General features: G+C 41.0%; 23 protein-coding genes and 1 tRNA gene. 16 read left to right on the top strand and 8 right to left on the bottom strand.

Annotated elements, in window-relative coordinates; genetic code table 11:
• Positions 1-2: 2 nt before the first annotated feature.
• The gene (locus SYJ56_RS10485) at positions 3-938 is read right to left on the bottom strand and encodes a homoserine kinase (RefSeq protein WP_323834043.1); all 936 of its coding nucleotides are present in this window, start codon (positions 936-938) and stop codon (positions 3-5) included.
• Positions 938-3,388 carry a bifunctional aspartate kinase/homoserine dehydrogenase I gene (gene thrA, locus SYJ56_RS10490; protein WP_323834044.1) on the bottom strand — a complete coding sequence of 817 codons (2,451 nt, stop codon included), beginning with the start codon at positions 3,386-3,388 and terminating at the stop codon, positions 938-940. Before thrA ends, SYJ56_RS10485 begins: the two co-directional genes overlap by 1 nt.
• A 513-nt stretch (positions 3,389-3,901) precedes the next feature.
• On the opposite strand from thrA, the gene SYJ56_RS10495 reads away from it, so the two are divergent.
• Entirely contained in the window at positions 3,902-4,324 is a 423-nt protein-coding gene (locus SYJ56_RS10495; RefSeq protein ID WP_323834045.1) for an META domain-containing protein, read from the top strand.
• A gap of 7 nt (positions 4,325-4,331) precedes the next feature.
• On the opposite strand, the gene SYJ56_RS10500 is transcribed toward SYJ56_RS10495, so the two are convergent.
• Genes SYJ56_RS10500 through SYJ56_RS10510 form a run of 3 tightly spaced genes read right to left on the bottom strand, consistent with a single transcriptional unit; the run spans position 4,332 to position 5,935 of the window.
• Positions 4,332-4,787, bottom strand: coding sequence for a hypothetical protein (locus SYJ56_RS10500; RefSeq protein WP_323834046.1), 456 nt, complete (start codon positions 4,785-4,787; stop codon positions 4,332-4,334).
• A gap of 6 nt (positions 4,788-4,793) precedes the next feature.
• Positions 4,794-5,246: a nuclear transport factor 2 family protein gene (locus SYJ56_RS10505; RefSeq protein WP_323834047.1), complete on the bottom strand. Its 453-nt coding sequence runs from the start codon at positions 5,244-5,246 to the stop codon at positions 4,794-4,796.
• Positions 5,247-5,257: 11 nt separating this feature from the next.
• Entirely contained in the window at positions 5,258-5,935 is a 678-nt protein-coding gene (locus tag SYJ56_RS10510) for an SDR family NAD(P)-dependent oxidoreductase (protein WP_323834048.1), read from the bottom strand.
• Positions 5,936-5,994: 59 nt separating this feature from the next.
• Here SYJ56_RS10510 and SYJ56_RS10515 point away from each other — a divergent pair, with 59 nt between their 5' ends.
• Together SYJ56_RS10515 and SYJ56_RS10520 are read left to right on the top strand one after the other, a co-directional pair.
• Positions 5,995-6,888: a mechanosensitive ion channel family protein gene (locus SYJ56_RS10515; RefSeq protein ID WP_323834049.1), complete on the top strand. Its 894-nt coding sequence runs from the start codon at positions 5,995-5,997 to the stop codon at positions 6,886-6,888.
• A complete protein-coding gene (locus SYJ56_RS10520; RefSeq protein ID WP_323834050.1) occupies positions 6,869-7,207 on the top strand; it encodes an MGMT family protein in 339 nt (112 codons plus the stop codon). Before SYJ56_RS10515 ends, SYJ56_RS10520 begins: the two co-directional genes overlap by 20 nt.
• Before the next feature lie 516 nt (positions 7,208-7,723).
• Here SYJ56_RS10520 and SYJ56_RS10525 read toward each other — a convergent pair.
• Positions 7,724-9,166 (bottom strand): sodium:solute symporter, encoded by a 1,443-nt coding sequence (locus SYJ56_RS10525; RefSeq protein ID WP_323834051.1) that lies wholly within the window; start codon positions 9,164-9,166, stop codon positions 7,724-7,726.
• 53 nt (positions 9,167-9,219) lie between these two features.
• Between SYJ56_RS10525 and SYJ56_RS10530 the strand changes: the two genes are divergently transcribed.
• The 9 genes from SYJ56_RS10530 to SYJ56_RS10565 all read left to right on the top strand — a co-directional run bounded on the left by SYJ56_RS10530 (position 9,220) and on the right by SYJ56_RS10565 (position 12,834).
• Positions 9,220-9,513 (top strand): ATP-dependent Clp protease adaptor ClpS, encoded by a 294-nt coding sequence (locus tag SYJ56_RS10530; RefSeq protein WP_323834052.1) that lies wholly within the window; start codon positions 9,220-9,222, stop codon positions 9,511-9,513.
• Between the two features lie 12 nt (positions 9,514-9,525).
• Entirely contained in the window at positions 9,526-10,146 is a 621-nt protein-coding gene (recR, locus tag SYJ56_RS10535; RefSeq protein ID WP_323834053.1) for a recombination mediator RecR, read from the top strand.
• 49 nt (positions 10,147-10,195) lie between these two features.
• A tRNA-Ala gene (locus SYJ56_RS10540) sits at positions 10,196-10,269 on the top strand.
• A 45-nt stretch (positions 10,270-10,314) separates the two neighbouring features.
• Positions 10,315-10,581, top strand: coding sequence for a GIY-YIG nuclease family protein (locus tag SYJ56_RS10545; protein WP_323834054.1), 267 nt, complete (start codon positions 10,315-10,317; stop codon positions 10,579-10,581).
• Between the two features lie 101 nt (positions 10,582-10,682).
• Entirely contained in the window at positions 10,683-10,949 is a 267-nt protein-coding gene (locus tag SYJ56_RS10550; RefSeq protein WP_323834054.1) for a GIY-YIG nuclease family protein, read from the top strand.
• Positions 10,950-11,123: 174 nt separating this feature from the next.
• A complete protein-coding gene (locus tag SYJ56_RS25930; RefSeq protein WP_416377795.1) occupies positions 11,124-11,228 on the top strand; it encodes a GIY-YIG nuclease family protein in 105 nt (34 codons plus the stop codon).
• Between the two features lie 58 nt (positions 11,229-11,286).
• The gene (locus SYJ56_RS10555; protein WP_323834055.1) at positions 11,287-11,709 is read left to right on the top strand and encodes a hypothetical protein; all 423 of its coding nucleotides are present in this window, start codon (positions 11,287-11,289) and stop codon (positions 11,707-11,709) included.
• 16 nt (positions 11,710-11,725) lie between these two features.
• A complete protein-coding gene (locus SYJ56_RS10560; protein ID WP_323834056.1) occupies positions 11,726-11,998 on the top strand; it encodes a hypothetical protein in 273 nt (90 codons plus the stop codon).
• Positions 11,998-12,834, top strand: coding sequence for a Cof-type HAD-IIB family hydrolase (locus SYJ56_RS10565; RefSeq protein WP_323834057.1), 837 nt, complete (start codon positions 11,998-12,000; stop codon positions 12,832-12,834). The genes SYJ56_RS10560 and SYJ56_RS10565 overlap by 1 nt, the downstream gene beginning before the upstream one ends.
• Before the next feature lie 86 nt (positions 12,835-12,920).
• Here the strand turns inward: SYJ56_RS10565 and SYJ56_RS10570 are convergent, their stop codons facing one another.
• Entirely contained in the window at positions 12,921-13,598 is a 678-nt protein-coding gene (locus SYJ56_RS10570) for a DUF2461 domain-containing protein (protein ID WP_323834058.1), read from the bottom strand.
• Between the two features lie 133 nt (positions 13,599-13,731).
• On the opposite strand from SYJ56_RS10570, the gene SYJ56_RS10575 reads away from it, so the two are divergent.
• Positions 13,732-14,004, top strand: coding sequence for a DUF6364 family protein (locus SYJ56_RS10575; protein ID WP_323834059.1), 273 nt, complete (start codon positions 13,732-13,734; stop codon positions 14,002-14,004).
• Positions 13,994-14,413, top strand: coding sequence for a type II toxin-antitoxin system VapC family toxin (locus SYJ56_RS10580; protein ID WP_323834060.1), 420 nt, complete (start codon positions 13,994-13,996; stop codon positions 14,411-14,413). The genes SYJ56_RS10575 and SYJ56_RS10580 overlap by 11 nt, the downstream gene beginning before the upstream one ends.
• Here the strand turns inward: SYJ56_RS10580 and SYJ56_RS10585 are convergent.
• Positions 14,406-15,701 carry a UDP-N-acetylmuramoyl-tripeptide--D-alanyl-D-alanine ligase gene (locus SYJ56_RS10585; protein WP_323834073.1) on the bottom strand — a complete coding sequence of 432 codons (1,296 nt, stop codon included), beginning with the start codon at positions 15,699-15,701 and terminating at the stop codon, positions 14,406-14,408. The two genes, SYJ56_RS10580 and SYJ56_RS10585, sit on opposite strands and share 8 nt — an antisense overlap.
• Before the next feature lie 93 nt (positions 15,702-15,794).
• Between SYJ56_RS10585 and SYJ56_RS10590 the strand changes: the two genes are divergently transcribed.
• Both SYJ56_RS10590 and SYJ56_RS10595 read left to right on the top strand, forming a co-directional pair.
• A complete protein-coding gene (locus SYJ56_RS10590; RefSeq protein WP_323834061.1) occupies positions 15,795-17,882 on the top strand; it encodes a T9SS type A sorting domain-containing protein in 2,088 nt (695 codons plus the stop codon).
• Between the two features lie 62 nt (positions 17,883-17,944).
• A complete protein-coding gene (locus SYJ56_RS10595; RefSeq protein WP_323834062.1) occupies positions 17,945-19,651 on the top strand; it encodes an amidohydrolase in 1,707 nt (568 codons plus the stop codon).
• The last annotated feature ends 148 nt before the right edge of the window (positions 19,652-19,799 follow it).

The raw sequence follows: 19,799 nt of genomic DNA on the forward strand, positions 1-19,799 counted from the left end.
CCTTATTTTTCTTCGATGACATAAGCGCCTTTGATGTTGATTTCAGAAAAATACACATCCACACCAAGCCCTATTTTAGAATAGATTTCTTTACCAGCTTCTCCCACAGCCTCCGCAGTTTCCTTTCCTACGGATAGTGCAAAAAGTGTAGGCCCCGAACCGGAAATACCCATACCCAAAGCACCCGCTGCTTTCAAAGCTTCTTTGACTTCGTAAAAACCAGGAAGCAAAACTGCACGATAAGGTTCTGCGATCACATCCCTTAGCGATCTTGAAATCAATTCAAAATCACTTTCATATAATCCCGCTATCAACCCCGCGACATTTCCTGACTGAATTGTCGCATACTTCATAGGGATCTGATCTCTCAGCACTGATCTGGAATCTGCCGTTTTCAACTCAAAATGTGGATGCAACAACGTACAATAAAGACCACTTGGAACTGGAAGTTTGATCACATCCAGCGGATGGTAATCGCGAATCAGCACAAAACCTCCTAATAAACTTGGAGCAACATTATCTGCGTGCCCAGCACCACAAGCAACTTTCTCTGCAGCTATAGCGAAAGGCAATAGATCTTTCTTATCAAAAGGATCGCCCAACAGCCGATTGGCAGCTGCTAAGGCCGCAACAGCGCTGGCTGCGCTTGAACCCATACCTGAACCCAATGGCAAACCCTTTGTCAGGTAAATATTCATCCCCACCTTGGAATCCAATTCATCCAACATGGCTTGAATAGCCACCGCACAGGTGTTTTTCTCTGCTTCAAGAGGAAGCTTCCCACCGTCTCCTTCTATGGAAACGACAACCAATCCCGGTTCATCTTTCAGAACCAATTCGACTGTATCACCCATTGCATCAATCGCGAATCCAAGGATATCAAATCCACAGGACACATTCGCGACAGTAGCAGGGGCAAAGGCTTTAACTGAGCGCATTATTCTCTAGTGTAGTTACCGATACGAATCACATCTGCAAATACTCCTGCAGCAGTTACATCTGCACCAGCCCCAGGGCCTCTGATGATCATTGGCCTATCACGATACCTATCGGTAGTTAATAGAATCATATTATCGCTTCCTCCCAATCCACTAAATGGATGAGCAATAGGAAGTGAATTCAAGCCAACTTTAGCCTTTCCATTCTCCAAAGTAGCCATGAAACGCAGCTTTTCTCCCCTGCCTTCAGCGGTTTTTAGCATTTCGGCAAAATCTTTATCGTGCGTTTTCAGCACTTCAAAAAACTCAGGAACAGAATTTAAATTCTGACAATCTTCAGGAACCATGCTTTGAATGTCTATGGAATCAAACTCCAAATCCTGTTCTGCTTCACGGCCTAATATCAAGATCTTTCTAGCCACATCCATTCCGCTCAAATCATCTCTTGGATCTGGCTCAGTAAATCCCAATTCCTTTGCTTTTTTAACCACTTCGGAGAAAGGATCTCCTTTTTCAAGTTCAGAGAAGATGTAATTCATGGAACCGGAAAGTACTGCCTCGATACGGATTACCTTATCTCCACTTAACATCAAATCTTGTAAAGTATTGATTACAGGAAGACCCGCTGCCACGTTGGTTTCGTAAAGAAATTTTACGCCACGTTTTTTAGCCAACTTCTTCAAAGCCCTGTATTGTTCCATGGAGCCGGAATTTGCTTTTTTATTCGGGGTGACGATAGCCACTTTTGCTTCCAAGATTTGAGTATAGAGCTCTGCCACAGACTGACTGGCGGTACAATCCACAAATACAGAGTTGGAGAAATTCATTTCTTCCATCGTTCTGATGAATTTGTCAAGATCAGTTTTATCATCAGCATCACTCAACTCGTAAGGATTACTGAGGTCAAAACCATCCTCATGGAATGCCATAAATCGGCTATTTGCCAAGCCGTGAATCTGAATATCAAGTTCATTGTCTCCACGCAGTTTCTGCTGTTGGTTAGCGATCATTCTGATCAAAGCCTGACCAATCAATCCCGTACCCACCAAGAAGACGTGAAGCACTTTATTCTCAGAAAGGAAAAATGCCTCGTGGAGTGCATTAAGCGCTTTCTGCAAATCAGGTTGAGGGATCACCGCCGAGATATTCAGCTCCGAACTCCCCTGTGCGATTGCCGCCACGTTAATGTTATTTCTACCCAAAGCTCGGAACATTCGTCCTGAAGCCCCAGGGTTATGCTTCATGTTTTCACCGACTACTGCCACGGTAGCCAAGTCATGCAACAAGATTACCTGATCCATTTCACCGGATTTGATTTCATAGAAAAACTCTTTTTCTACTGCCTCTTTTGCCAAATAAGATTCCTGAGTCTTAATCGCCAAGCAGATGCTGTGCTCCGAAGAAGCCTGTGATATCAGCAAAATATTAACTTTTGCCTCTGCCAATGCTTTGAAGACGCGACTTGTACCCACTACTGAATCCAACATACCTGCTCCTTGAACAGTTACAATGGATACATTAGGTATAGAGCTTATTCCTTTGATCAAAGCTCCTGGACTTACTTCTCCGTTAATCAGTGTCCCTGGATTTTCTGGTTCAAAAGTGTTTTTGATATAAATCGGGATGCTTTTGCGCATCGCAGGCTGCATGGTCGCGGGGAAGATTACTTTGGCCCCAAAATGCGATAGCTCCATCGCCTCATTGTAGCTCAGCTGAGGAATGGTAAATGCGGTATAAACCAACTTCGGGTCTGAAGTCAGCACTCCCGAAACATCAGTCCATATCTCAAGATTCTCAGCATCCAGAGCTGCTGCCAAAATCGCTGCGGTATAGTCAGATCCTGATCTACCAAGCGTAGTCGTCTCACCCTTTGCCGTGGAAGCTATAAATCCAGTAACTACCTTAATACCTTCATGCTTAGCAAAATAATTTTTGATCGCAGCATTCGTCACTTCAAAATCAACTTTTGCCTGCCCAAATCTATCATTGGTGCGAATAACATCACGAGCGTCTAGGAACTGCGTTTTGAACCCATGCCCTTGCATAGATTCAGCTAGGATAAATGCTGCCAGTCTTTCTCCAAAACTTGCCACATAATCCAAGGTGCGAGGCGAGTTCTCTTTTATCAGGTAGATACCGTGGAAAAGATCTTCTAGTTCTTTGAATCTCACCTTCACAAAAGTCATCACTGTAGATTGGCTCTGTACTGCGATAAGTTGACGTACAATTGTCAAATGCTTCTCTTCGAGCGTTTGAAGCACTTCCCGATACGCTTCATCCCCTTCTCTGGCCAGCTGAGCAATCTTTAGCAAACTCTCGGTGACTCCACCAAAAGCAGAAAAAACAATGGCGATTTCATGCTCTTTGAGTTTGTTTTGAATGATGGAAAAAACTCGTTGTATATTTTCTGGGTTCGCTACGGATGAGCCACCGAACTTGATGATTTTCATATGTTGATAATTTTCTTTTCAAAGGTCTTATGGAATCTCGCATGTTTTGACGGTCATCCCGTTGTGTGACACTTCAGTCATGCTCGATTTCATAAATAATACTTCTGGAATTAATTACTGGGAAATTAAAATAGACCTTCAAAAGGCCTCGGGGGCGGATACTTTATAAATTGAAACGGGATCACCCCGTAATTGTGGTACCCATCCATGTCGTCATAGAAAAAGTGGTGCAGGCTCTCGCTTCCTTGGCTGGAAGTAAATTTTTGTCTGAAGAGATTTTTACTGCAAATACCATAACTGGACAATTGACAGGACAATCTTACTGCCAAAATTTCTATTACCCAAACAAACCATTGGAGTTTTTTGAAAAAAAGTGAAATCCAATTAGAAATACTGTAACAATTCTCTAAAAAAATGAGAATTACATAGAATCATTGTTGATGTGACCGAAAGGCAAAATTGAATTTGGATTCAAATCACTTAAATTTAGGTAAGTATTAAACCCCGGTAATCATGAGAGCTATAAAAACCTTATCCATTGGACTTATTTTCCTGCTTTTTACGAGCTGCGCAGGCAACAAGGCCATAAACCCCTTGAACCTTTTGACAGGAAATACTTGGGCACTTTCATCCCTAATGGGTACTGGACTAGACATGAATCAATTTGCAGGAGGTATTCCAACGTTGAGCTTTCTTGATGGGGGGAATCTAGCAGGATTTTCAGGTTGTAATAATTTCTCAGGAAACTTCTCACTTGAGGGCACTGGAATCAAGCTTGACCCCGGGGCAATGACCAAAAAAATGTGCCCTGGTACGGGAGAGCAGGATTTCATTTCGGCTTTAAGTAAAGTAGGGGATTTAGAAATAGGGAAAGACAAACTCACCCTTCTCGATGGATCCACCGAATTGATGAGTTTTGTCCCTAAGAAAGAGTAAATAAGATTTACAGTATTTCAGTGATCTGTATAGATTTTCCACGGAATTCTACCTGATCATTTTTTTTATGCCCCACCAAAATCTCACCAAGCGGGGAGTTTTTACTCAGCATAAAAAGCTTTTGGCCATCCACGGTAATTTGCCCTAAGCTAATTGAAATCAAATATTGATCAGAACCAACTTGTACCAGACTACCCTCCTGCACGGAAGGCGATGGTTCTTTGATTGCTTGGAATCTGCATAGTTCGTCGAATTCGAAATTCGCTTGCTTAAGCTGATTCTCCACAGTCATGAGATCACGGGACATCGTTTCTCTACCAGTCTCAAACTTGTCACCAGCACTACTTTTCGTGTCCTCCAATATCCCATCATTGATCGCCTTGCGCTCAGTTTTCAATAGGTTGATTTTCTCTTTCACCTGCGCGATCGCAGTTTGATAAACTTTTTCTTTAAACGTATTCATAAAATATCAGGAGCAGCCGTCTTTTCGGCGAGTATCGATGATGTAAATAATTTTCCAGCCTTCGGCCATTTTTACTAATTGAAAGGAATTCACGCCGCAATGGCTGAATTTGTCATTGAAATAAAACTCGTATGGCGTCCAGGCTGTCGCCATCGGGCCGTCAATGTTGATTTGGTAATCGGTGATTCGCTCGTCAAGCTTCGCTTCTGTAGGAAGACTTCCTATGCCATTGACGAAATCAGCAACAGAACCTGCTTTCACCACACCAGTTTCGCCAGTTGTCTCAATAGTATGCATGATTGCATTTTCTGAAAAAACGGAAGCTATCTGATCAGAATTTTTAGTTCGCATCGCGTCAAAAAGGGATTCGATTACAGCTTTCACAGCATCTTCTTCAGACTGCGAAAAAGCAGGAAATGCCATCAAAACGGCAAGGAATGTGAGTGCTAGTGGTTTCATTTTCATAAGGATTACACTTCACCGTAAAGTTTGAAAGTCATATTCCGCAACGCATGCGTATTGACCGCATAGTGCATTGTTTCTGCGATCTCTTCCGCACGAACCCATTTGCTAAAGTCAGCATCTGGCATTGACTCGCGATTAGGAGGTGTGTCTATTATACTTGGTACAAAAACATGTGATCTGATGGGTGTATTTTTAGTTTCTTCTCCTACTATTTCAGCAAGTGAAATCACCAATTTCTTACTCAAGGAATAGGCCAAAGTTCCTGCCGCATCCGTAATCTGAAGCGCTGGTCTGGCTCCTACAAAAAGGAAAGTGCCTTTGTCCTGCTTCTTCATGATGGGCAAAAAGCCTTTTACTAAATGAAAAGCAGAGAAAAAATTCAGTGTAAACATTTTCTCCAGATCTGCCTGGCTAGTTGCCGCTATTCCGCCCATCGCAAAACCGCCTACTAAAAATGCCAACGCATCTACACTTCCATATTGCAAATGGTACTCTTTGATGAATTCAGCAACTGCCTTTTCATCAGTCACATCTACTTCGTAGATATCATCAGCATCTTCCAATTCATACTCTTTTCCTGGCTGTACCAATGCAATGATGTGGTATCCTTCGCGCGCAAACTTTTCTACAACTGCTGAACCCAGATTTCCTCCTGCTCCTGTGATAATGATATTTCTGCTCATACTACTCCGAAATTCTTTCTGATATTTGTTAAAATTAGGCTTAATTTTTCAAATACGATATGAATCAACTCAAAAGCATTATTAAGAATCAGGAAAACAAGAGAAGAATAAACTTCCTACTTAAGCTGTTGTTACTCCTGATTTTAATTGTGGGTTTTGAATCAAACACCTGGCTTACACCATTTTTTGATCGCTATGTAATTCTGGCCAACGTGACCCGTGCATTGATTTTTCTTCTCAGTGGAAACCTAATCATCTCTCTTGCCCGGATTATTACACTACAGTTTTATCTAAAACGAACTGAAGAATCCCGGGTACAGCCCAACTTTGTAATAGGCATAGACCGCCTTGCTACTTTGATGAATATGCTTGTCATCTTGGTGTCTTTGATGTTACTATTTGGAGTTGAGCCACTAAAATTCCTCACTAGCATTACCATAGTAGCAGCCGCAATTGCCTTGCTCACCAAGGAATACATCACAAACATTGTCAATGGCCTGATCATCATGTTTTCCGACCAACTAGAGATTGGAGATAAGATTTTGATTGGGAAAAATGTGGGTTTCATCCGGGATATCACGCTGATTAATATGGTGCTAAAAAGTGAAACAGGCGAAATTATCATCGTTCCCAACACATTAGCCCTAACCTCAGAAGTGGTGAATTACTCCAAAAACAATTCACACCAAATGATCTTCGACTCTGAATTACCCTTCAATTCCAAGATCCAATTGAATGAACTAGAGTCTCAACTTAACAACTCACTGGCTGCTTTTTCAGAGCTTGTCTATGTAGATGGTGCGCAACTGAATGTGATCGAAAGAAAGCCAGAAAGCCTCATAGTCCGTTACCAATTCCCCATAAAGTCTGGCGAAAAGACTAAAGAAGTTAATGTAAGAAAAGTAATCAACCAAGAACTTATCAACTGGTCTAATGAAACCCGAAAAGCCTAATTATTTTGATTTAGTCTATCAGGTGGTTCGTTTGATTCCGAGCGGAAGAGTCACCAATTACGGAGCCATTGCACATTATCTTGGCATAAAAAGTGGTGCCAGAATGGTGGGATATGCCATGAATGCTGCCCATACAATGGCTGATATACCAGCCCATCGTGTGGTCAATAGTCAGGGGTTATTGACTGGAAAAGGGCATTTTTCCACACCTACTGAGATGCAGGAATTGCTCGAAAAGGAAGGTGTAAAAGTCGTGAAAGACAAAGTTCAGAACTTCGAGAAAGTCTTCTGGAATCCTGATGTGGAGTTGGCTTTGTGATAAATTATCATTCTCAATTAGATTAATGATTAACCATGACACCAACCCAAAAACAAGATAAATGAATATCATTAAATATTGAGACTGACTGAAATTGAAAATTTTTCTAATTGGCTTACTTGTTAGATAGTACATTAATCCAAAATATATCAGTAATTCTATAAAGACTGAGAAATGACTTTTCTGTTCCTGAAACCCAGATGGATTATGAAATTCAAGAGCTAAAAAAAAATTTAAAGCAAGACAAAATACAAAACCATACCATCCAACTTTTTTAAGCTTTGCTAATCCAACTGCAGAAATAATAATCATCAGATTAATTATAATAGTGACAGCAAAATATTTCACCTCTTCATTCCAAATTGGAATATTATGAGACCCTAATAATTGTGGATTGTAATGATAAAAGAAGAATATATAGGCACATAAAGCTAAAAAAAAAGATAATGAAGTAGCTAAGCCAAGCCAATATAGAATCCTTTCATGATTCAATTTCAATGCATTGATCATAAAAACCTATCTTTTCCTCAACAAATACAATCCAATAAACATAATCAGCCCATTCAGGATCAGTGCCTCAAAGCCAAACTTATACCCCCAAAGCAGTTCCTCTGAGTTGGAAGCTATAGCAAAGGTCAACGCCGGGGCAAAGACAGCGAGGTAAGGAACAAACCTGTCTTTTACTTTCAATTTGGTAAACAATCCAAAAGCATAGAGTCCAAGCAAAGGTCCATAAGTATATCCCGCTATTATAAACACGGAATTAATAACACTCTGATTATTGATCCAATAAAAAGCCATAATAACCAAAAACATCACGAAGGTGAATACGATGTGCACCTTCTTTCGAACGGACACGCGCTTTTCCGCAGGATATCTTTTCTCAATCTCAAGAAAATCTATGCAAAATGAGGTTGTCAAAGCAGTCAGCGTAGAATCTGCACTGGAATAAGCTGCCGCTGTAATACCTAGCACAAAGACAATTCCCGCAAATGGTGAGAAATATTGGGTGGCCAACAGTGGAAAAAGTTCATCCGTTTTAGTTGGAATCTGTACTCCCTGGGTCTCAGCATAGAGGTAAAGCAACACGCCCAAAGCCAAGAAAAGCAAATTCACAAATACCAAAATCGTTGTAAACCAGAACATGTTCTTCTGTGCATCGCCAATATTCTTACAGGTTAAATTCTTCTGCATCATATCCTGATCCAGGCCCGTCATCACGATGGTAATAAATGCTCCAGAAATAAATTGCTTAAAGAAATTGGTGCCGGCTTTCCAATTCCAATTAAAAATTTGGGACCGAGGATCATTGGAAACAGCCTTGAAGTAATCACTCACCCCATTATAGTTCAATTCATTTCCCACCATAATCACGCAAACCACCACAGCTGCTAGCATAAAGAACGTTTGCAGCGTATCCGTCCAAACTACCGTTTTGATTCCTCCACGGTGTGTATATAGCCAGATTAATCCTACCGTAATCAGCACAGAAACCCAAAACGGAATGCCTAAGGAATCAAAAAGAATTAGCTGTAGGACACTTGCAACCAAAAACACTCGGATGGATGAACCCAAAGTTCTAGAGAGGATAAAGAAAAAAGCCCCTGTCTTATAAGACCAAAAGCCAAATCTGTCATCCAAGTAAGAATAGATCGATACTAAATTCAATCGATAGTAAAGTGGGAGAAGTACTTTGGCTATGGTGAAATATCCAAGCGTGTAACCCAAAACAACTTGGAAGTAAAAGAAGTTAGTATTGCCCACTTCACCAGGAACCGAAATAAAGGTAACCCCTGAAAGAGAAGCGCCTATCATCCCGAAGGCCACCAAAAACCATGGTGATTGCCGATCTCCGGTAAAGAAGGTATCGGCAGAAACTTTGCGGGAGGTAAACCAGGAAATAAGAAATAGAAGTAAAAAATAACAACAGATTACCAGTAGTACCAATTGGGAATTCATAAATCGTATTGAAGTAGGTGCGCTAAGTTGTTCAATATTCTTAATTTTGCAAAATGAATCATTCAAACGACCCACTTCCGTATATCGAAGAATCAGAAGTTCTGGTGGAGGATTTGATAGACATTGAATCCAATGACCTGATTGTGTATAATGACGAATTTAACACATTTGATCATGTGACTAAGATTCTCATGAAAGTCTGCAAGCACACGATGGAGCAGGCTGAGCAATGCACAATCACCATCCATTTTAAGGGAAAATGTGCGGTAAAAAAAGGCAGCATTACTGAGCTAAAACCTATGTGTGAAGCTATATTAGATGCCGGAATACAAGCCGCAATAGTTTAAATCCACCCAGAATTGAATTTTCCTTCCAAACTGATAGAAGATGCTGTTACCGAAATATCCAGACTACCTGGAATCGGTAAGAAAACCGCACTACGCCTAGCTCTTCACCTTCTCAAGCAGCATGAGGCGAATACCGAAGCCTTGGCTCTTGCGATCACTCGTATGCGTACTGAGATCCAGTATTGCAAAACCTGTCACAATATTTCTGATGCTGAAGAATGCAGCATTTGCCTAAGTCATAGAAGAGACGGTTCCATTCTGTGCGTGGTAGAAGATATTCGTGATGTTTTAGCAATAGAGAATACAAACCAGTTTCAGGGAAAATACCATGTGCTTGGAGGAGTAATTTCACCTATCCAAGGGATTGGGCCAGAAGAGCTAAAGATCGAATCTTTGATGACAAGAGTAGACTCTGCTGCGCAAAAGGATCCTATTCAAGAAGTGATTTTAGCCCTAAGCGCTACAATGGAAGGAGATACCACTTCTTTCTATCTTGCAAAAAAACTGAAGGAAAAAGGCATTCAGGTAAGCTCCATCTCACGGGGAATACCTGTTGGAGGAGAATTAGAATTCACAGATGAAGTCACACTTGGCCGAAGTATCATGACCCGAATTAATTACGCTACCGAGTAAAATTTCCTTTGCACAGCAAAAACCTAGGTCTATATTTGCAAACCCAAATGGGGGATTAGCTCAGCTGGCTAGAGCGCTACACTGGCAGTGTAGAGGTCATCGGTTCGACTCCGTTATCCTCCACTTTAAAGCTTCACAGAAATGTGGAGCTATTTGTATTTTTAGGCTATGTACTTTGTTTACATTCTTTATTCTTCCAAAACTGATAAGTTTTACACTGGTTCCACGGATAGGCTGGAAGCCCGTCTAAAACATCACAACTCGGGCTCGACTCCTTCTACAAAATCTGGTGCACCACACTGGGTGCTGAAATATTCAGAGAGTCTACCTGACCGAAAATCTGCACTCAGAAGAGAATTAGAAATTAAAAAGAAGAAGAGCAGAATATATATAGAATGGCTAATTTCGGAAAACAATATTGATTTGTTCAGCTAGCTAGGGCGTCCCGAAAGCATTCGGGAAGGTCATCGGTTCGACTCCGTTATCCTCCACTTTAAAGCTTCACAGAAATGTGGAGCTATTTGTATTTTTAGGCTATGTACTTTGTTTACATTCTTTATTCTTCCAAAACTGATAAGTTTTACACTGGTTCCACGGATAGGCTGGAAGCCCGTCTAAAACATCACAACTCGGGCTCGACTCCTTCTACAAAATCTGGTGCACCACACTGGGTGCTGAAATATTCAGAGAGTCTACCTGACCGAAAATCTGCACTCAGAAGAGAATTAGAAATTAAAAAGAAGAAGAGCAGAATATATATAGAATGGCTAATTTCGGAAAACAATATTGATTTGTTCAGCTAGCTAGGGCGTCCCGAAAGCATTCGGGAAGGTCATCGGTTCGACTCCTTTATCCTCCACCAACTCCTTCTAAATGAAGGTTACTTCAAAAGCTTCACAGAAATGTGGAGCTTTTTGTATTTTCATGGGATGTACTTCATATATTTTCTTTATTCTTCCAAAACCGATAAGTAGTACATAGGCTCCACCGATAATCTAGTCTCTAGATTAAAACATCATAATTCGGGTGCAACTCCATCTACAAAATCCAGAAGACAAACGTGCCATTTTAGCCATCTCTAAAAGATCTACTTAAGATTCTTTAAATTCGCATAATCCTATTTCTTAAACCGCGTTCATTATGCGAAATCGAATTTTTATTCTAGTCTTTTTTCTTGCAACACTAAGCTCATGCTCATGCAATCCTGAAAACATTGCAAAATTTGCTTTCAAGGGAATGGAAGCAATGATGGGAGAAGGGTTTATGCCTTCAGAGGAAATTCGAATGCTGGGTAAATTCCAAGGAATGAACGTAAATCTCAGCAAATCAACCTCGAATGACACAACCACTTCTACGATTTATCTTAAATTAGAAAACGGCGATCCGCTCATCTTAGGAAATCAACCAGAAATCCTTGCACGTAAATGCGCTGAACTTTACCTCCGTGATTTTGAAAATGCTGGAGATTATCAACAAATTACCGTTCAGTTTATTCAAACTGACCCTACTAATCCCGAGAATGTTGCTATGCAGGAGTACATGTTTGACACAAAAGACTTTTAACTAACCCTATTAACCCATGGAAATACCAAACGAATACAAAAAACCGCCAACCTCACTAGGAGAATGGATAATCGCAGTGCTGGTCAAACGCCTTCCTTTGATCGGACTGATCATGCTTATCGTATGGGCAACGGACAAAAACACTGATCCGGAAAAGGCAAAGTGGGCCAAGGCTGAATTAATAGTCAAGCTCATTGTTTTTGCCGCAGTCATAATTTTTATTGCTGTTATTGGCTTTGGAGTATTCGCCAATTTTGCAAATGATGTAAACTGGTCTGACTTCGATTAATGAAGATAAAAGCCTTTTGCTCTGATATTGACGGCACACTCCTCAATTCAGTGCGTGATCTATCGCCTCGTCTCAAAGCCGTGGTTGCGGACTTGCCCGAGGGTTTTCCAGTGATTCTTGCCAGTTCCCGTATGCCTGATGCCATGCGGCATCTGCTTCATGATATGAATCGATTTCCTCAGCCGTTGATTAGTTACAATGGAGGTTATGTATTGAGTGCCGACGGTGAAGTGTTGGAAGATGTAAGCATTCCGGTAGACTTGGTGGCTAAAATTCTCCATCTTACCCATAAAACCGACATCCATGTTAGTTTGTATCAGGGTGAAAATTGGTATGAGGAAAAAGATGATTATTGGTCCCAGCGGGAAGTTAGAAATACAAAAGTAACCTGTACGTGGCTTCCAGGTCAAGATGTGGTAAATCTCTGGTCAAAAAGTAATTCAGGTGCACACAAAGTGATGTGCATGGGAACGAATGAAGAAATATCCTGGCTTTTCGGAGAATTACATTTTGAACATGCACTTGACTTGCACCTCTATCGCTCCAGTGACACATATCTGGAGATTGCTCCGAGAGCCATTTCCAAAGCTACAGGTTTGAAGAAAATCCTTGAGCATGCCTATGATTTTGGGATGGAATCAGTTGTCGCTTTTGGAGATAATTATAATGACATCGATCTGCTGCAATCCGTAGGCTGGGGTGTGGCGGTGGAAAATGCCCGAATGGAAGTCAAAGCAGTCGCTAACGAAATCACAACTACCAACAAAGAAGATGGGGTCGCCGCTACGTTAGAGAAAATTAGAGGTTCGAGATTTGAGATTAATTCTTATATATAAGTTATTTGCTCTAGACTTAGGTTCTTAATTCTTGGCTTTAGTTTCTTGATTCTTTGCTCTAGTTTCTTGTTACTAGCTACTAAAATCTATAATAGGCCTGATCCATTGTCCACATCTTCAATTGCCCGAGACAAAAACTCTTGAAGTGGCCTCATTTTCTGAAAGCTATCCAAGGCAATATGGATGAAGTTCCCTGATTCAATATCCCGGTCTGAAATTTTTGAAGACACCGTGAAACTCTTCAATCTCAGATAGTCAATAAACTCATGATCAGCTTCATAGTCTCTAGGACTGGTCTTGAGTTTTTCTCCTTCTATTTTCCCAAAGAATGACTTGAAAGCTGAATCACTTTCAATTTTCGCGAGTTCAGCTCCTGAGTAATCAATTTCTTTTCTTATTCTCTTTAATGTTTCAGCCATCGGCATCCAGATTCCCCCTGCGACAAATGAATTGTCGGGCTGGACTTGCAGGTAATACCCTGGACCTTCCGACTTCTTTCCTTTAGGAGAAAAATAGGCTCCAAAGTTATTTTTGTAAGGCATTTTATTAGCCGAAAAGCGGATATCCCGATTTTGTCTGAATACACAGTCTTTAGGCTTGAATACCAAAAGCTCCGGCTCCCATTCCCCGATTCCTTTGAGTAGCACGCCAACATCTTCTAAAAATTCTGACCGGGTATCCTGGTACCATTTCTTATTGGCATCCATCCATTCTTTGGAATTATGTTCGGCAAGGGCGGTGAGAAAAGGTAAGTAGGGACGCATTTTATATGTTTTTAGTAAGCAGTTAATTTTGTGATCCATCAATAATCCGACTTGAAAGTAAACTTTATTGAAGCAAAATTGATTTCAATTAGGAAGGAATTCTTCTTAAATTATATCGAATAATCTGGAAGTCATGACAACGAAACTAACACTGGACATCAACGAAGCTCTTGCCGAAAAAGCAAAAAAGTTTGCTGAAGCGCAAGGACAGAGCCTATCGGATCTGGTTGAAAATTTTTTTTCTGAAATTATTTTAGAAGAAAAAAAGACAAGGAAGAGTAAAAATGAAACATTAAAGCCACTTCCTGAATCATTCTTAAGGTTAGAAGGAATTCTAAAATATGACAAAGATTTTGACTACAAGGAAGAATTAACTAAGGCCTTGATTGAAAAATATGGCATTTAATTACTTTTTGGATTCAGATGTCATTCTTGACTATTTGCTAAAAAGGACACCTTTTAATAGCTACGCAAGAGAAATATTTCAATTAGCTTTTAATCAAAAAATAGAGATTTACACATCTTCGTTAGCAATTTCTAACATCCATTATATTAGTACGAAGCAAGTAGGTAAGCAACAAAGTCTAAAATTAATAAAAGACTTTCTTGAACTATGCAAAGTACTATCTGTCGGTGAACAGGAAATTTACTTAGCGGTTAAAAGCAATTTCTCCGATTTTGAAGATGCCATCCAATATTTCACTGTAATTTCTAACCCTGATATCAAAGGAATAATCACCAGAAACACTTCTGATTATAAACATTCTACACTACCTGTTTATTCTTCTCAGGAATTCTTGGCACTTTTCAAATAAAATCCACCAACCCCTCCAATTTCATTCCTCTGCTGCCTTTGATCAATATCAAATAATCCTCCAGTTTGCTGTCTTCAAGCCAGTTTCTAAATGAAAAAGGATCAGGAAAATACAATGCTTTTGGATACTTCGCTAAAGCAGACACAATCAACTGACCGGTAAAACAAACCTTATCAATTTCGTATTCGCTGATAATTTCTCCCAGTCGCGCATGTTCGGCTTCAGCATGCTCTCCCAATTCGAACATATCTCCGATAATCAGCATTTTATTTTTCTTCCCCGTCATCTCTCCAAAAGTCCGGATAGCTACTTCCATACTGGATGGATTGGCATTGTAAGCATCCAAAATAATTAGATTGCTGCGTTTCTCGATCAATTGAGAACGCATATTAGAAGGGCGATAAGTCACAATTGCCTGAGCGGCAGTGTTAATTTCAACTCCAAAAAACTTCCCAATAGCCAGGGCAGTTGCGATGTTCCCAAAATTATACGCTCCAATCAAATGACTCTGAAATACCTGCTCGCTTCCTTCTATTGAGAATTTCACAAATGGATTCGCCTCTTCGAATCTTACTTCACAGAAATCACCTTTCGAAGGGTAAAGTATAGGTTTCTCAAATCGCTTAGCAACGTTAATCAAAACAGTATCCTGTGAGTTGATAAACACAGTCCCCTCATTTTCCCTTAAAAACTGGAACAATTCCGTTTTGGTTTTCAATACTCCCTCCGGACCGCCCATGCCTTCCAGATGTGCCCGCCCTATATTAGTAATGACACCATGGGTAGGCTCGGCAATCTGACAAAGCTCGGCTATATCACCGGGCTTATTAGCGCCCATTTCCACGATTGCAATTTCATCTTCGTCTCCAATAGCCAACAAAGTCAATGGCACGCCAATATGATTATTTAGATTTCCAACAGTAGCTGCAGTTTTGAATTTCTTGCTCAAAACAGCCTTCATCAGCTCCTTGGTGGTCGTTTTGCCATTTGATCCAGTCAAGCCAATGATTGGAATTGCTAAATGCTTACGGTGATAGTTAGCCAAATCCTGAAGCATTTTCAGCGAATCCTCAGCCAAAAAATAACGCTCATCGTCCTCCACAAAATACTTCACGTCATCGATTACAACTACCGAAGCGCCCATTTCCAAAGCCTCTGGGGCGAAAGAATTCGCATCGAAATTTGGACCTTTCAGCGCAAAAAACAAATTGCCTTTTTCGATCTTGCGAGTGTCCGTAATGACTCCTGTACTATTTTTAAAAAGCGTATATAAAATGGAAATATTCATCGTTTTGGAAGGAATTAATTCCCAAAATAAAGGAATCATTCACATCTTTGAACTGAGACTGCCGTATTAATTTGTCTTACCTTTTACCATTCCATGCGCAAATTCTGGATTTTCATTTTTCTTATCAGCAGCATTCAGTTGAAAGCGCAGGAAATTTTTCGAATTGACCAGCACCCAGAAGTTGAAATTGACGGTGTTATACTTTCATCTCCATTCACAGGGGGAATTAATTCTGCTCAGATTCAAACACTAGATCTTACTGGTGACGGGATAGAAGAATGGGTGACTTGGGACATCAATTCCCGACAACTGCTGATATTCGAAAAAGACGGAGATAACTTCATCCACTTACCGGAATTAGGCTACTTATTTCCAGCAGACATCAATGGATTTCTAGTATTGGTAGATTTCGATGAGGATGGAAAAAAGGATCTTTTCACCTCTACAGCCCTTGGAATTAGAGCCTATAGGAACACGTCTGCAGGAAACAACATTTCATGGGAGGTCGCTCAAAACTTCCTGAGACTTGACGGCTCAGGCAATATTCAAACGAATAATCTAGACACTCCTTTGATCCAGGATTTGGACGGTGACGGGGATCTGGATCTAGTAATTTTCAATTTTGCCGGTGGGGATTACATGGAATTCTACAAAAACACCAGCATAGAGCGTAAGGGAACTGCGGATGTTGATGGTTTTGCCTTCGGGGTGGATCACTGGGGAAACTTTGAATTCTGTGGATGTGGTGAAATTTCCTTCGGAAAAACCTGTGAAGGACAAGATCTGAATTCCAGAAAAGAACCGTATGATGGCAACAGAATTTTACACGCTGGGGGACATTCTATTTTATATAAGGATTTTGACGGCGACGGCATAGAAGATCTAGTTTTGGGGCGTGACGAGTGCAGTGTCCTGTATTTTCTACCTAATTCAGGGAGTTCGACCAATCCGGTTTTTACTAGTTATACCAATACCCTTCCGGGATACGGTGACTTTCCGGAATTTCCAATTTTTCATGTTGGTCAGCTGTTTGGTGATGACCTAGTCGTCAGTTTAAACACCAGCGAAAACTCCTTCAATTTCGGTATTGATTTCGCCCATTCGATCGTGAAAATTGATAATCAGGGCAATGCTGACTATGAATTCTTACAAGACCAGATGATTGATTTGGGGGAGAACGCAAGGCCCATTTTTCTGGGGAATAAAAGTCTGGGAGAGCTACTGGTCACTTCGAATTTCCATTCAGAAGAGGGGTTGGCGAAGTCTAGGTTAACTTCTTTTACAATGGCCAATGGAAAATTGACCCAACAAGCAGTTGAAAACGATAAGCTTTCCTCACTTAATCTTTTTGATGCACAATACATCAGTTTTAGAGATAAGATTGGAAATACAAATTTATTAGCCTCAGGAATTGTGTATCAAAATAACATTCCAACTCAGCTGATTTACGATCTTTTGGAAGAAGCCTCCGATCCTATTTCGATAGCTGGATACTCTCCTCAACGGGGAGATTATCTGCAATTTTTTAATTATCAGCAAGAGGATTATATGTTAGTTGCTGCACAAAATGGTAGTCTTGACTTATATACTTTTGATTTTGGAAACTTTACAGCGAGCCTAGTGGAATCCGACTTTTTGGGATTTGTAGATAATCCTGCAACTAGAAATCTGTCAGTAGCAGTAGAAAATTCATCGAGCCCCAATCTTTATGCGATTGATCAAAATGGCGTTATTCTTAAAATCATCGACTTCATGAATTTGGGATCACGTACCGAAGTGCTAGTTCAAATTGGTGAGGAAAGCATGCCTACCCAACTCGGAAGAAATACGTGGATCACTTTAGTCGATTCACCATTTGGGGATTCCCCTGATTTACTACTAGGCACTCGTGCAGGCGGCTTGATTTATCTCACGGCAACTGATTCTGCTGATATTCCTGCTGGAGAATATCAATACAAAGTATATCCTAATCCCGCAGAGGGCCCGATCAAAGTCATCGTGAATGCTCCCGCAAAAGCTCAACTTATCAACTCATTGGGGCAAGTTTTGCTAAGTGAAATTGATGTGCCTGCAAATCAGGTTGTGGAGATTCAGGCTGGCTTCTTAACTCCAGGCTTATATATTATATTTTTAGAAATCGATGGAAAAGTAACCCGGTCAGCTAAAATCTGGATGCGCTAATTACAGGACTGGCTTTTTGGATTGTTTGAAATGAGGTAGTTTTCGGGTTGAAATATAAATCCATGAAAAACTTCTACTTACTCGCAATCTTGGGGATATTACTCCTTTCTTGCTCTTCCGAAAAGGCTGAACCTGCCGATTTGATTTTTACCAATGGCATTATTTACACCGTCAATGACTCACTTCCTAAAGCTGAAGCCGTAGCAGTAAAAAACGGAATGATCCTAGCCGTTGGATCTGTAGCAGAGATCGAAAAGCACAAGACTGAATCTACCGAAGTAATCGATCTGCAAGGGAATACCATGACTCCAGGTATCATCGAATCTCATGCTCACTTGATGGGAATCGGCTACAATAAGCTAGAACTGGATCTGATGTATGTGAAAACGTATGACGAACTGGTAGAAAAAGTTGCTGAAGCTGTTGCCAAAGCAAAACCTGGAGACTGGATCACAGGTCGCGGCTGGCATCAGGACAAATGGATCGAAAAGCCTGAAAAAATGGTGAAAGGCTTCCAGACCAACACACAACTGAACGAAGTGTCTCCCGACAATCCTGTTTACCTGTCCCATGCAAGTGGCCATGCAGCTTTTGCCAATGGGAAAGCACTTGAACTTGCCGGAATCAGCAATTTAAAAGGCGAAAGACCTGGCGAGGTAGAAGGTGGGGAAATTATTATTGACGAATTGGGGAATCCTACAGGAATACTTTCCGAAAAAGCTTCTGGGTTGGTGGCTCGATTGATTCCCGCAGAGACACCAGAAAGAGCTGAGCAGGCCTTGACTTTGGCTCTGAAAGAATTGAATGAAAAGGGAATCACAAGTTTCCATGATGCTGGGAGTGGCCAGAATGTGATCGATCTGATTCAAAAATTCAAAAATGAAGGAAAGCTTACCGTCCGTCAATACGTAATGCTTACCGGTACACAACCAGCTCTTTTGGAACAATGGTATGAAAAAGGCCCGATGATCGATACTGCAGATCACATGCTTACTGTCCGCTCGATCAAACTCAACTGTGACGGTGCGCTGGGATCCAGAGGCGCTTGGCTTTTGGAAGATTATTCGGATAGACCCGGTCATCGTGGACACGAGACTTTGCCGATGTCTGTGGTGTCCGAAGTTTCAGAAAAAGCCATTCCTGCTGGCTTCCAGGTTTGTGCACATGCCATCGGTGATCGGGCAAATCAGGAAATTCTTGATCGATATGAAACAGCCTTCGCTAATCACCCAGATTCAAAAACACTGAGATTCCGTATCGAACATGCACAACATATTCATCCAGATGACATACCCAGATTCGGTGAACTCGGAGTGATCGCTGCCATGCAGGCAATTCACCTAAGTTCGGATCGTCCTTGGGCGATTGACAGATTGGGTGAAAAGCGGATTATCGATGGCGCCTATGTGTGGCAGAAACTGATGCAATCCGGTGCTGTAGTCACCAACGGAACAGATGCGCCGGTAGAGCCTGTTGATCCAATTCCTTCCTTTTATGCATCCGTTACCCGCAGTACTTTGCAAGGACTTCCTGAAGGCGGCTACGAGGGAGATCAGAAAATGACACGAGCGCAAGCATTGAAATCATATACTTTGGATGGGGCTTTTGCAGAATTTGAAGAAGATTTTAAAGGCTCAATTGAGGTTGGGAAGGCAGCTGATTTCACTGTTTTCGATAAGAATATCATGGAAATTGCTGAGGATGAAATATTGAATACCAAAGTTGCTATGACTGTGGTGGGAGGAAAAGTGGTCTATAAAAACACGTGATACCTAAACAGAAACTCAGTTTACCTTGCCGCAAAACCTAACCTGTAACAAAACGTCTTGGATCTAAGATCTGAGACTTTTCTCTTTTTGATCTGTTGCATTTTCAGTTTTTCGTCCCTATTGCAACCACATTGGTCAACAGGAGAGC

It is taken from the genome of Algoriphagus aurantiacus, assembly GCF_035156405.1.
GTDB classification, from domain to species: domain Bacteria; phylum Bacteroidota; class Bacteroidia; order Cytophagales; family Cyclobacteriaceae; genus Algoriphagus; species Algoriphagus aurantiacus.